10 protein-coding genes are annotated in these 12,506 nt (G+C 63.4%); 1 reads left to right on the forward strand and 9 read right to left on the reverse strand.

Annotation, left to right across the window (positions count from 1 at the left end):
- Positions 1-7: 7 nt before the first annotated feature.
- The 8 genes from BX592_RS22845 to BX592_RS22880 all read right to left on the reverse strand — a co-directional run bounded on the left by BX592_RS22845 (position 8) and on the right by BX592_RS22880 (position 10,579).
- Positions 8-1,243: a glycosyltransferase family protein gene (locus tag BX592_RS22845; RefSeq protein WP_243849682.1), complete on the reverse strand. Its 1,236-nt coding sequence runs from the start codon at positions 1,241-1,243 to the stop codon at positions 8-10.
- A 154-nt stretch (positions 1,244-1,397) separates the two neighbouring features.
- Positions 1,398-2,537, reverse strand: a complete 1,140-nt coding sequence (locus BX592_RS22850; protein ID WP_134194810.1) for a DegT/DnrJ/EryC1/StrS family aminotransferase — start codon at positions 2,535-2,537, stop codon at positions 1,398-1,400.
- 187 nt (positions 2,538-2,724) lie between these two features.
- Positions 2,725-3,675: a glycosyltransferase family 2 protein gene (locus BX592_RS22855; RefSeq protein ID WP_134194812.1), complete on the reverse strand. Its 951-nt coding sequence runs from the start codon at positions 3,673-3,675 to the stop codon at positions 2,725-2,727.
- A 1-nt stretch (position 3,676) separates the two neighbouring features.
- Positions 3,677-4,969, reverse strand: coding sequence for a glycosyltransferase family 4 protein (locus BX592_RS22860; RefSeq protein WP_134194814.1), 1,293 nt, complete (start codon positions 4,967-4,969; stop codon positions 3,677-3,679).
- The gene (locus tag BX592_RS22865; protein ID WP_134194816.1) at positions 4,957-6,060 is read right to left on the reverse strand and encodes a glycosyltransferase family 4 protein; all 1,104 of its coding nucleotides are present in this window, start codon (positions 6,058-6,060) and stop codon (positions 4,957-4,959) included. The genes BX592_RS22860 and BX592_RS22865 overlap by 13 nt, the downstream gene beginning before the upstream one ends.
- 61 nt (positions 6,061-6,121) lie before the next feature.
- Positions 6,122-7,159 carry a glycosyltransferase family 2 protein gene (locus tag BX592_RS22870; RefSeq protein WP_134194818.1) on the reverse strand — a complete coding sequence of 346 codons (1,038 nt, stop codon included), beginning with the start codon at positions 7,157-7,159 and terminating at the stop codon, positions 6,122-6,124.
- A 5-nt stretch (positions 7,160-7,164) separates the two neighbouring features.
- The gene (locus BX592_RS22875) at positions 7,165-9,387 is read right to left on the reverse strand and encodes a GNVR domain-containing protein (RefSeq protein WP_134194820.1); all 2,223 of its coding nucleotides are present in this window, start codon (positions 9,385-9,387) and stop codon (positions 7,165-7,167) included.
- A 100-nt stretch (positions 9,388-9,487) separates the two neighbouring features.
- Positions 9,488-10,579 carry a polysaccharide biosynthesis/export family protein gene (locus tag BX592_RS22880; RefSeq protein WP_341804897.1) on the reverse strand — a complete coding sequence of 364 codons (1,092 nt, stop codon included), beginning with the start codon at positions 10,577-10,579 and terminating at the stop codon, positions 9,488-9,490.
- A gap of 599 nt (positions 10,580-11,178) precedes the next feature.
- Here BX592_RS22880 and BX592_RS33965 point away from each other — a divergent pair.
- Positions 11,179-11,340 carry a hypothetical protein gene (locus BX592_RS33965; RefSeq protein ID WP_166676435.1) on the forward strand — a complete coding sequence of 54 codons (162 nt, stop codon included), beginning with the start codon at positions 11,179-11,181 and terminating at the stop codon, positions 11,338-11,340.
- A gap of 79 nt (positions 11,341-11,419) precedes the next feature.
- On the opposite strand, the gene BX592_RS22885 is transcribed toward BX592_RS33965, so the two are convergent.
- Entirely contained in the window at positions 11,420-12,490 is a 1,071-nt protein-coding gene (locus tag BX592_RS22885) for an exopolysaccharide biosynthesis polyprenyl glycosylphosphotransferase (RefSeq protein WP_134194824.1), read from the reverse strand.
- Positions 12,491-12,506 lie beyond the last annotated feature (16 nt).

Raw genomic sequence — 12,506 nt, forward strand, 5'->3', positions numbered from 1 at the left:
CCTCGCTTCAGTTGAAAGAACTGCGTTCGTCGGTGGCGAGCGTGCCGCTCACCACCGCATCGAAAAACTGACGATACTCCCGGCAGCACGCGACCCAGCCGAACTCGTCCGTCGCGAGCGCGCGCTTGTCCTGCCGCGCGGCGTCAAGCCAGTTGCGCTGCGCATAGCGGACCAGTTCGGGCAACTGGTCGATGCGATCGAACAGCAGCACGTTATCGAATTTCTTCGCCGCCCACACCATGAACGGAGTCGCCCGGGAAATCAGCATCGGCACGCGGCCTATCGCTTCAAAAAACGCACCGCTGACCAGCATCGAATCCGCGACGTGCGGCAACACCAGAACGTCGGTACGGCTGATACGCTGCTCGAACTCCTGATCGGACAGGAAGCGCGCGTCGATCGTGACCGCATCGTTCAACGCGCGGCGATCCATCACGTCATGAAGCGTTTTCACATAATCGGCACTGCCGTTACCCGCGATCTCGAGCCGGCATTCCTGTGGCCATACGTCGAGCACCGCGGCGAGATCCTTGTACGGGCGGATCGTGCCAAGCATCGCGAACAGCGGCTGCCGGTCGAGCGCCGAACCGTGCGGGCCGCTGGTGCGTGCCGTGTCCGCCGCGCCGATATCGTCGCTTGCGCGCGGCGTCGCCTCGTAGCCGGGCACGTCCCAATACAGCGGGTGCGGCAGATAGCGTGCACGGTACTTGCCCTCGAAGGTCGGTGCATGCACGACACGCGCATCCGCGAGTCCACGCACGAACGCCATCAGTTTCATCGACAGGCGCCGCATCAAGCCGACGGTATCGTGCACCGCATGGTCGTGCACGAAGTACACAACTTTCGCGCGGCCGACGCAGATCACAAAACAATAGAACGCGAAAATCAGACAGCCGACCGGCGACAGCAGCGTGCGCGTGCCTTTGCGCCTGAACGGCCGCAACTCGAGCCAGTGGAACACCAGCACCGTTTTCGAACTGAACAGATGCGCGAAGCCGCCACGGAACAAACCGCGCGCCGACAACGGCTCGACGTCGTAACCGACGTGGCTCAGCACACGCTTGACGATGTCGATATACGGATTCGTCGTATTGGTAAACGGTGAGAACAGCACGCGCACGCGCTGCGCGGCGCCCGCGGCCTTGACCGTCGCCGCACTCGCGGATGCGCCCACCGTGCGCGACTGCGCGATGCGGCGCTCGGCCCCCGCGCCTGGCACGTCATCCGGTGCAATGTCGAGCATGGCTGCCTCCACAGCGCTTTTCCCTACCCCGTGTGCGCGGGTCGTTTATCCCGCACGCTCTCTATGTCTGACCCGTCACGCCCGCTGCGCACCGGATCCACGTTCGCGCCGCACGCCGCGCAAAATGCCGGGGGCTACCCGGCCTCCCCGTTTGTCACGCCGCCTGAGCATGCGTTGCGCACGACAGAATGATTTCGATAATCCGCTCCTGCTCCGCGGCCTCGAGCATCGTGTACATCGGCAGGCACAGCACTTCCGATGACACTTCGCTCGCGACCGGCAGGTTCTCGCGCGACGCGGACGGCAGATCCCGATACGGCACAAACTCGCTGATCAGCGGATAGAAGTAGCGCCGCACTGCGATATGGCGCTCGCGGAACTGCTCGAACAGCGCGTCGCGGCTAATCGGAAACTCCGGCGTGATGCGAATCGGAAAGTACGCGTGATTGCGCGTGTTGTTGCTGTCGATCTGATGCAGCTTCAGTCCACGCAGGCCGCCGAGCGCTTCGCGATACCGGCTATCGATGCGCGCGCGCTGGGCGAGCGCGTAGTCGACGTGCTTGAGCTGCAGCATGCCAAAGGCAGCCTGTACTTCGTTCATCTTGCCATTCAGGCCTGTCGCGGCAACCGTCACCTCGTCGACAATGCCGAAGTTCTTCAGCCTGTCGATGCGCCGTTTCATTTCAGCGTCGCGGCACACGATCGCACCGCCCTCGAACGTATGGAAAATCTTCGTGCCGTGAAAGCTCAGAATCGACATATCGCCCGCGCGCAGAATCGACTGGCCGTCGCGTTGCACGCCGAATGCGTGCGCGGCGTCATAAAGAACGCGCAACCCGTGCTTCGCGGCAATCCGTTCAATCGCCTCGACTTCGCACGGATTGCCATACACGTGAACCGGCAGGATCGCGGAGGTCCGCGGCGTAATCGCGGCCTCGATCTTCGCCGGGTCGAGATTCATGCTGACCGGGTCGATATCGACGAACACCGGCTTGATTCTGTTCCAGTGCAACGCATGCGTGGTCGCGACGAACGAAAACGGCGTGGTGATCACCTCGCCGCTGATATCGAGCGCCTGCAGTGCGGTGATCAGCGCGATCGTGCCGTTCGAAAACAGGCATATGTGCTCGACGCCGAGACGCTCGCAAAGCGCGGCTTCAAGCTGGTGATGAAACGGGCCGTCGTTGGTCACCCACTTGTTGCTCCAGATCTGCTCCAGATACGGGGTGAACTCCGCCAGCGGCGGAAGGTACGGCTGGGTCACCGGCACAAAGCTAGCTTTTTGGTTGTCCATATGATTACTCGCACGTTTCGTCCGTTCGGAATCGATACTTCACGCGATGACATCGCTTGCGTCGCGGGACGGCCCGCTTTGCAACGCAACACCTGCCTTACTCTTCAGACTTACTGTACGTAAGCAAGCCCCGCTGAATCCGCCTAAATCACTGTCTAATCAGCCATGCGGGGACCCGCCGGTTCGGTCACGGCCGGCGCGCGCCGCGCGAAGCAAGGCCGATATCGAGAATGCGCTGCGGGTGGCTGCTGCCGCGCAGATAGTCGATAAACGCAAGCACATTGCCTTTGAGGCGACCGCGATAGTCGAAGATCGGATCGCGCTGCAGGCTGTGATAGACGTTCGACAACAGATGACGCGTGATGAACACGTACGCTTTCTTGCGCGCCATCGTGTTCTTCTTCACGAGAAAGATCGGATTGGCGATCTGCGAGTAACCGAAACGCACACCGGAAATGCGACCGTTCTTCACGCCCAGATGCACGCCGCGGCATGCCGGCTCGTAGACGAACTCGCCCAGCGCGAGCGCCTGCGACGTGTAGTCCTGATCTTCCTGCCAGCCGTATAGCGGCAGCGCCTCGTCGAAGCGGCAGTTGCGGATCACCCGCTCCTCGAACGCCATGTTGCAGCCATACGCGGAATTCAGCGGCCGGCGCTCGGCACCCGACGCCCAATGCTCCTGCGGCGCGAGCGCGCCGGACAGATACCGCAGCGCGTCCGCTTCGGACACGCCGGTCCCGCGCACGCCGTCGGCGAGGATCTGCCCCGTCATGCCGATCACCCCCGGCTGCTCCGTGAAGAGCGCATCGCACTGCTGCAGCCATCCACGGTGCGGCCGGAAGTCGTCATCGAAGAACGCGGCGAACCACGGCTCATCGACCCGGTCGCGCTCGAGGTCGCGCAACAGTTCCGCGACGCCCGCGTTTCTCTGCACCGTGAGTCCAGGCCCTTTCGCGAGCATCAGCTTGACGTTTGCATGCGCGTGCAGCGGATGGCCGACGACATCGGGAAGATCGGCTGTTTCCGCGCCGACTACATACACCGCATCCGGACGCGCGTCCTGCTCGAACAGGAAATCGAATAGCGTCGCGGTTTCGACCGCACGCCCCTTTGTCGCGATGATCACGTACTTTTTCATGTCACTCCTCAACCATCAGGACCGGACGTTGCGTCGCGCCAGGGCCGGCGTCGGCGCGACTGATATCGACCGGGCTCGCGTCCGCGGTTCGGATATCGAGCGCGGCGCCCTCCGCGAGCCGGCGCTGCGCCGCGCGCACCGCATCGTCGACGACGTGCCGGAACTCGCGCCGGAATCGCTCGGGCGTAAAACGCAGCGCGTTGCGATGGCACACCTCCGGATGAAACGGACCGTTTGCTTCAAAACGCGCGATCGCTTCGACAATCGCTTCGACGCTCTGCTGCCGGAAGAACACGCCCGTACGCGCCATCGGATCCGGCGATTCGATCACCGTCTCGCGCGCACCGCCGCGGCCGTATGCAATGACCGGCGCACCGCACGCCTGCGCTTCGACCACCGACAGCCCAAAGTCCTCTTCGGCGGCAAACACAAAGCCGCGCGCGCGCTGCATATGGTCGATCAGCACGTTGCCCGGCTGATAGCCAAGCAGCGTGACATTCGGACCCGCGAGCGCCCTGGCCCGCTCGAATTCCGGACCGTCGCCAATCACGACGAGCCGCTTGTCCGGCATCTTCGAAAATGCGTCGACGACTAGCGGTACGCGTTTGTATGGCACCATCCGCGACGCGGTCAGGTAGAAATCTTCGCGCTGCGTACCCAGCACGAAGCGCTCGATATCGATCGGCGGATACACGACGGTCGCATCGCACCCATAGGTCTTGCGCATCCGGCGCGCAATAAAGCCCGAATTTGCGATGAATGCGTCGACGCCGGGCACCGAGCGCAGATCCCACATCCGCACGTAATGCAGCACGCCGCGTGCGATCCAGCTCTTCAGGCCCTTCGTCATGCCGGCCTGCTGCAAGTACTCGTGCTGCAAGTCCCACGCATAGCGGATCGGCGAATGCACGTAGCTCACATGCACCTGGTCCGGCCCGGTGATGATGCCTTTCGCCACCGCGTGGCTCGACGAAATCACGAGGTCGTACCCGGATAGATCGAACTGCTCGATCGCCAGCGGCATCAGCGGCAGATAGGACCGGTACGCGGTACGCGCGCGCGGCAGATGCTGGATAAACGACGTTTTCGCGCGCTTGCCGAGTAGCTTGTCGCGTTCATCCTCCGGAAAGAAGTCGACGAGGCTGAACAGGTCGGCATCCGGCCACATTGCGATGATCTGTTCGAGCACGCGCTCGGAGCCCGCATAGGTGACCAGCCAGTCGTTGACAATCGCGACACGGCCGTAGTGCGGCCGCTCATCGGAGCTCACTTCACTTTGCGCTAGGTCAGCCATGGCGAGATCTCTTCGAGTAACTTGACTGCCGTCGCGCGCCACGTCAGCTGCGCGGTGATCGCGTTGCCCTTCGCGCGCAGTGTGTCGCGCAGCGCCGCATCGGTGGTGATGCGTTCGAGCAGGCCGGCGAGTTCACGCGGATCGTCCGGCGACACATACAGCACCGCGTCGCCGCACGCCTCGACGACCGCAGGCAGCCGCGACGCGATCACCGGGCATCCGAGCGCAAGCGCTTCGACCGGCGGCAAACCGAAGCCTTCATAGCGCGACGGGTAGACGAAACACGCGGCATGCCGGTACAGCGCATTCAGGTCCGCGTCGTTCACATAGCCGAGATGCTTGATCAGCGACGGCAGCGGCTCATGCGACGTCCCATAGACGCGTGGATCGCCGCCGCCGACCACGACAATGTCGAACGCCGCATCGCCGAGCAGCTTTGCGGCATCGCTGACGAGCTTGAAGTTCTTGTGCCGGTTCAGGCTGCCGACGGCGAGCACATACGGGCGCTGCGCGGTCGCGCCGTACGAACCGGCGCCGGCGTCGGGCACGCGCAGCATGTGCTCGCCGCTTTCCGGCACCACGCCGATCTTCGCGCGCGGTATCCGGTACGCGTCGCACAACTCGCGCCGCGAAAACTCGGACACGGTCAGCACGCGTCGGGCGACGCGCCCAAGGCGCGGCGCCATCACGCGGTACCACGTGCTGAACGCGCGGCTATAGCTATCGGGCACGCGCACCGGCGCCGCGTCATGCAGCACCGTCACCTGCTGACGGAAGAACAGCGGACCCGAATTGCACAGATTTAACAGCAGTGAGCCGTGCGCCGCGTGCGGCAAGCTCAGCTGCTCCCAGCGCATGCCGTGCCCGTTGCCGACCGCGCGCAACGGAATGCGCGCAAACGGATTGTTCAACGCGCCCAGCGCGCGCGGCACGACGATCTGCGCGTTCAGGCCGGCGACCAGCGGATCGCCGCTCTGCAACAGCTGGTCGATCGCGCGCACCGTCTCGAATGCGAAGCGGTCGACGCCGGTCGCCTGCCGGCCGAGAAAGCGGCCATTGATCATCAGACCGCGTGCTGCCGTTGTCGCCATCTGCCATCCCCGTAGTATTTGTCTGTGCTGCTGCGGCCGCTCGTGCGTGCTGGCGGCGCCGCTAGCGCGTCGGATGCGCCTGCCGCGCGAGCGGATTCGCGATATAGCGGATCGCGTAATCGCTAACGCGCCGCGACGGCACGAGACATAGCGCGGTCAACGCGAGCGCGCCGAGCTTCTTGCCGGTGCTCCAGAACGGATTGCCGAGCACCGACTGGAAATAGCGGCCGGACTCGAACGCGAACCAGTGCCAGCGTTTGGCGAGCGGCGCCTCATACACTTGCGAGCACAGGCGCGCCTTTTGGTACGAAAAGTCATTGCCGTGCGCGGGCAGCGTTTCGCCCAGACGCTGCGCGACCAGCTCACGCAGCGCGTTCCAGCGCACCGGAAAGCCATCGATCACTTCGTTGAAGTCCTGACAATTCGCAATCGACAGGCTGATCTTCGGCGCCCCGCCGCGCTCGTCGACGACGAACGAGCGATGCACGCGATAGCCGCCCAACGGCGTGTCGATCGAATGAATCGGGCCGACCATCGCGATGCCGTAGATCGCAAAGAAATCCGCCGCGATGCGGCGCCCGCCCGCGAGCGGGACCGGCAGAATCTGTTTCAGCGCGCTCACGCGATACGCGTTGCCGGACGCTGGCGGCGACGGATACAGCCAGCCGTTCTGCAGCGGCTTGCGGCAGTCCGCGGGCGGCTGCGAGTTCGGCACCCGCGCACCGGTCTGCGTGCCGTCCTGCGCGATCACATCGAGCGTGAACTGCACCTTCGCGTAGCCGCCGCGTTCGAATGCGTCGAGCACCTGCTTGACCGCGCCGTCGTACAGCACGTCATCCGAATCGAGGTAGATCAGATATTCGGTATCGACGAGTTCGAGCCCCTGGTTGTACGCGGACGCCTGCCCTTCGTTTTCCTTGAAGACCGCGGTAAGCCGCTCGCCGTAGCTTTCGATGATCGCGCGCGAGCCGTCGGTCGAGCCGTCGTCGATCACGACGACGCGCGTCCTGTCGGGCTCCTGCGCGAGTGCCGAGTCGATCGTCTCGCGAATAAAGCGCTCGTAGTTATAGCTACAGATGATGATCGTCATGTCCTTCATCGCGTCTAGTCCTTTGCCGGTTCCGGCGCATCGCTGCCGTAACTCGTGTAGCCGTATGCGCCGTATTCCTTGCCGTAGCGGCTCGGACGCGACGTCATGTCGTTGAAGATCACGCCACGGATCGGCACCCCGATCTGCGCGAAACGCCGCGCGGATTCACGCAGTTCCGCGAGATTCGTCACGCCCTGGCGTGCAATCACGAACACATTGCCGGCCAGCTTCGCGACGATTCCCGAGTCCGCGACCGGCAGGATCGGCGGCGCATCGATCAGCACCACGTCGTATTCCTGTTCGACGCGTTGCGCGAACGAGATGAACTTAGGGTGCATCAGCACTTCAGCCGGATTGGGCACGAAGCCGCCGCTCGCGATAAAGTCGACGCCCGGCAGAATCTCGCGACGCACGACCTGTTCGAAGCTCAAGCCGCCGACGATCATCTCGGTCACGCCAGGCGTGCATGTCGCACCCAGGTAGTGATGCAGCGAGCCGCGCCGCAAATCCGCGTCGATCAACAGCACGCGCTGGCCGGAAGAGCCGATCAGCGTCGCGAGATTTACCGACACGAACGATTTGCCGACCACCGGAGTCGGGCCCGCGAGCAACACAATCTTGTTCGGCGCATCGAGCAGCGCGAACTCGAGTGCGACCCGGAAGCTGCGCAGGCTTTCGATCGCGGCGTCGCCGGCCGATGTGCGGGCGAGCACGAGATTGGTGCCGGTGTTGGTTGGCAGGCTGCGTGTGATCTGCTCCTGCAGCTTGCTGCGCGGCACCGTCGCATAGACCATCATGCCGGTCCCGTATTCGATTTCCTCGGCCGCGCCGACACCGTCGATCAGCTTGCGTTTCACTAGCACCAGCGCGATGCTCAGGAACAGTCCGGTCAGCACCGCGCCCGCCACCGCGAACGCACGCTTCGGCCGGATCGGGCTTTCCGGCACGATCGCGTTATCGACGAGCCGCACATTGCCGACCTTGCTGGCCTTCAGCAGACGCAACTGTTCCTGCGTGTTCAGCAGGTTCGTGTACAGATCGGTGTCGACCTGCACGTCGCGCTGCAGACGCAGCAGGTTCTGCTCGAGCGGCGGCAGCGCCTTGGTCGTCGCCGAGATGTGATCGAGTTCCTGGCCGGCCGCGCCCAGTTGCGAATCGATCGCGAGCACGGCCGGGTGCTCGGACGTAAAACGCGCGAGCAATTGTTCACGCTGTTGCTTCAGGTCGGCAATGCGACCTTGCGCTTCAACCGAACGTTGCAACAGTGCGCTCGCTTCCGCGTTCAGATCGACGGTGCCGTGCTCGGAGCGGAACGCATTGAACTTGCTTTCCGCCGCTTCGAGCTGCGTTTTCAGTTCCGGCAATTGCCGCTCGAGGAAGCGAATCGACTTCTCCGCTTCTTCCTCGGTCCGCTCCATGTTCTGCTTCACATATTCGGCGCCGACCGCATTCAGAATCTCGGCGGCGCGCCGCGGGTTGTTGTCTTCGAGCGACACGCCAATGACATCCGACTGCTTACCCTTTTCGGTGATCACCAGCGCCTTCTGCAGCGATTCGATCGTGGAAAGCCGCGAACGCCGCGAGACTTCGAAGGTGGCCCCCGGTTCGCCGACTGCTTCGTCGACCATCAATTCGATCGGGCCGGCAGGTGTTTGCGCGTGCAGCATTTCGCCGACGCGCCCCTGCAGATGCAGTTCCTTCGACGACAGCGTGTAAGCGCCGCCGTTTTCGAGCTTCAGCATGAACGGCGCGCCGTACAGGTTGCCCGGCACGTCGAAGCTCGACACGTTGATCCGGTCGTCACCCCATGCATAGCCGCCGAGCCCGGAGCGCACCAGCCCCGGTAAATGCCGCGCGATCCATTTTCCGATCACCGGGAAGTAGCGCGGCTGCGCGCCGATAAACATCTTCGTGCGATCGACCGCGCGTGAAATGACCATCCGCGAGCGCAGTACCTCGATCTCCGCGGACGCGGCGGTGTGCATCGCGAACATCGACGACACGTCGCTCAGCACATTACGCGCCGAGTTCGGGTTTTCCTCGACCTGCACCAGAATGTCCGACTGATACACGGGCTCCGCGAGCATCGCGTATGTCACGCCGATCAGCGCGAAGCACGAAGTCACGGCCGCGATCAGGCCTCGGTTGTGGTACAGCACATCGAACAGGTTGCCGACGTGCGAGCCTTGCGGCGAGTCGGCATCGGTCGTTTGAAGTAGCAGTTCGCGCTGGGTCATGTTCCCTCTCCACATCGGTATGCGTTGGTTCCAGGCATGCCGGTATCGGCCTACCGCATGCATTACCGCTGCGTCGATCAGTTGTGTCAGGTGTGATTCATCAATAGCCAAGAGCCCGGGATGTCGCCGCCGCCTGCATGTTCGGCAGCAGCAGGCCGACCACGCGTGCCCATCTGACCAGCGCCGACGCATCGACAAACACCACGTCGTTCGGCTTAAGCAGGAAGCTGTCGGCCGTCGCCATCGCGGTCGGCGTCGAAGCATCGAGATGGAACACAGTCGGTTGCGCCGACTCGCGATTGCGCACGACGAAAATCTGCGACGCGTCGCCGGAACTCTGATTGATCCCGCCTGCATCGCCGAGCGCCTGGCTAAGCGACATGCGACCGTTGTTGAACACGAAACTTCCTGGATGCTCGACTTCGCCGAGCACCGAGACCTTGCTGTCGTTCGACGAGAAGACGCGCACCATATCGCCGTCGCGCAGCACGATGTGATTCGGATTGGTCCCCTTCGCGATCAGATCCGGAAGATTCACCACCACCGTATCGTCGTTACGCGTGACCGCGATCTGCGAGCGGTCGCCATTCGTCGTGAAGCCGCCGGCGCGGTTGATCGCCTCGGGCAGCGTCATCGTCATGTCGTTGAGCGTCTGCAGGCCGGGGTTGCGCACTTCGCCATCCACATACACGCGTTTGCTGCGGTATGCGGTGATGCGCAGCGTGACCTGCGGATTCCTAATATATTTGGCCAGCTTCGTGGTCATCAGATCGCGCGCTTCCATTTCCGTCAGGCCCGATAGCTTCACCGGGCCGATATACGCGTACTGGACCATGCCGCCGTTATCGATCGTGTAACCCGACACGACCGAGTTCGAGCCGGTCGCGTCCTGTCCGCCACCGCCGGTGGCCTCCGGCATATTCAGTTCCGGGTGATCCCAGACGACAATCGACAGAATGTCACCAGGGCCGAGCGTGTACGGAGCCGGCTTCGCAAACAACGCAGTCACGCCGTCCGGAACGCCTTTCGGGCGTTCTGCTTCCTGCTTCGAAACCAGCTCGCTGTTGATCTCCACCAGCGCATTCGGCGGCGGCACATCCTTGCCGTCCGCTTTGGGCGCGCCCGGCCGGGTGCTCGCAAGCGGGTCGGACTGGATCGTGCCCGCGCTGTTGACGCGGCTGCTGTAGCTCATGCCCGGCGCCATCGAGCATCCGGACAGCACGGCCACGATCGCAGCGCCTGCAACGAGCGAAAGATGGCGGCGCAGTGCCTTCACAATGGCCCCGTGCCGGCCGTGCACTGGGTTCGGGGAATTAGTTGCATCTGCAAGCGTTTCGCCGTACTGAACGGCTTTTACCGAGCTTGCAAAACCGGACTCGCTGTGTAACATGGTTCTACCCATCTGTTTGCAGATCCCGCTCACTTACCTGTTCAGGCATCGCAATGAGCAAAGAACTGTTCCGCACGCTTTCTCTGATACCGCTTGCCGCATTTTCGATTCACGCCGCGGCTCAACTGGTATCCCCCCGTCAAGCACTTACAACTACCGAGACTGCACGACAAACCGGCGCGACGCCAAATCGGAACGCCGCTACGGGTGCGGTAACCCACATTCGCCCCACTTACACGGGTCCAACCCGGATCGCCGCCACGCAAGCCCGCCCCACATACTCGAGCCCGATCCCTTCCACCTCCACTGCAACTGCTACGTCGAGCCAGGTAGCGGGCCCTGCGCAACATGCCGGCGCTACCGCGGGCAACGCAGCGCCAATTCGTGCAGCGCGCCCTTCGATGCAAACTTTCCGCTACCGCCCTTCCACGCAAACCGCTACGTCGATGCCTAACCCGTATGCGTATGACGGCTGGAGCGGCGACGTGACCCACGGCAACAGCCAGATCTACGGTTCGCCGATCACTCCTCAGGTCGCGCCGTCTTCACCGTGGACCCGCTAACGCGGCCGCGCGCCTGAGCTGGTTCGGTCAGGCCGCGCGCGGCGCACACCGCGCGCCTGAACGCCGCGGCCGATGCGGCCTAGTAAGCGCCGCTGCCGTACACCACCACCTTGAACGTCTTGAACAGAATCGTGATATCGCGCGCCAGCGACCAGTTCTTCACATACGCAACGTCGAGCGAAACCCGCGTCGCGTAGTCGGTGTCGCTGCGGCCGCTGACCTGCCACAGACCGGTCATACCCGGTTTCGCCATCAGGTAGTAGTCGACGTCCGCGCCATACCGTTCGAGTTCCTGATCGATCACCGGGCGCGGCCCGACGAGGCTCATATCGCCGCGCACGACATTCCACAGCTGCGGCAGTTCGTCGAGACTCGTGCGCCGCAGGAAGCGGCCAATCGGCGTCACGCGCACGTCGTTCTTCAGCTTGAATTCGCGCTCCCACTCGGCACGCGCCTGCGGATCGGTTTCCAGCAGTTGCTTGAGCACCTGATCCGCGTTCACGACCATCGAGCGAAACTTCAGACATCGGAACCGGCGGCCGTTGAGTCCGACTCGTACGTGACCAAACACGACCGGCCCGCCATCGCGTCTGACGGCCAGCGCAATCACCGCAAGTAGCGGCGACAGCGCGATCAGCAGCGCGAGACCGACCACCACGTCGAAGCCGCGCTTGACGGTCTGGCTCGCCGCCGTCGGACCGAGCGACACATACACGCGCTGCACCGGCATGCCGTCCGCGGTGACGACGCGCTGCCGCAACTGGCTCGCGATATTGAACGCAACGACAGTCAACGTATGTGCGACGAGCAACAGAATCCCGCTCGTCAACGTCCAGTAGAGGAACCATGGCACCGACAGCACGCTGGTGCGCTGGATCAGGTACAGCAACGCAAGGCCGCACATTTGCACGACCAGCCACGCAATCGCGGTGCGGGTAGCGGAGCTGACGACCGAGCGTTTGATCTGGGCTTTGGTTGGATACGTGCCGCACGCCGGAAAGACCGACAGTGCGAGCGCGGCGACGAACGCGACGAGCAGTGAATCAAGTTCATAGTGAGCGCCGGCCGCCGTCACGTTCAGATGCAAGGCGCCAAAGGCGCCCAGCACTATCAATGCGACATCGATCGCCCGATGGAATAGTCCAGCCATGTCTTCACTCCACACC

Origin of the sequence: Paraburkholderia rhizosphaerae (genome assembly GCF_004366595.1) — a bacterium.
GTDB lineage: Bacteria > Pseudomonadota > Gammaproteobacteria > Burkholderiales > Burkholderiaceae > Paraburkholderia > Paraburkholderia rhizosphaerae.

Excerpts from the sequence above, each read along its gene's own strand:
- BX592_RS22845 (WP_243849682.1), bottom strand. The coding sequence starts at position 1,243 with ATGCTCGACATTGCACCGGATGACGTGCCAGGCGCGGGGGCCGAGCGC.
- BX592_RS22850 (WP_134194810.1), bottom strand. The coding sequence starts at position 2,537 with ATGGACAACCAAAAAGCTAGCTTTGTGCCGGTGACCCAGCCGTACCTT.
- BX592_RS22855 (WP_134194812.1), bottom strand. The coding sequence starts at position 3,675 with ATGAAAAAGTACGTGATCATCGCGACAAAGGGGCGTGCGGTCGAAACC.
- BX592_RS22860 (WP_134194814.1), bottom strand. The coding sequence starts at position 4,969 with ATGGCTGACCTAGCGCAAAGTGAAGTGAGCTCCGATGAGCGGCCGCAC.
- BX592_RS22865 (WP_134194816.1), bottom strand. The coding sequence starts at position 6,060 with ATGGCGACAACGGCAGCACGCGGTCTGATGATCAATGGCCGCTTTCTC.
- BX592_RS22870 (WP_134194818.1), bottom strand. The coding sequence starts at position 7,159 with ATGAAGGACATGACGATCATCATCTGTAGCTATAACTACGAGCGCTTT.
- BX592_RS22875 (WP_134194820.1), bottom strand. The coding sequence starts at position 9,387 with ATGACCCAGCGCGAACTGCTACTTCAAACGACCGATGCCGACTCGCCG.
- BX592_RS22880 (WP_341804897.1), bottom strand. The coding sequence starts at position 10,579 with ATGAGCTACAGCAGCCGCGTCAACAGCGCGGGCACGATCCAGTCCGAC.
- BX592_RS33965 (WP_166676435.1), top strand. The coding sequence starts at position 11,179 with ATGCAAACTTTCCGCTACCGCCCTTCCACGCAAACCGCTACGTCGATG.
- BX592_RS22885 (WP_134194824.1), bottom strand. The coding sequence starts at position 12,490 with ATGGCTGGACTATTCCATCGGGCGATCGATGTCGCATTGATAGTGCTG.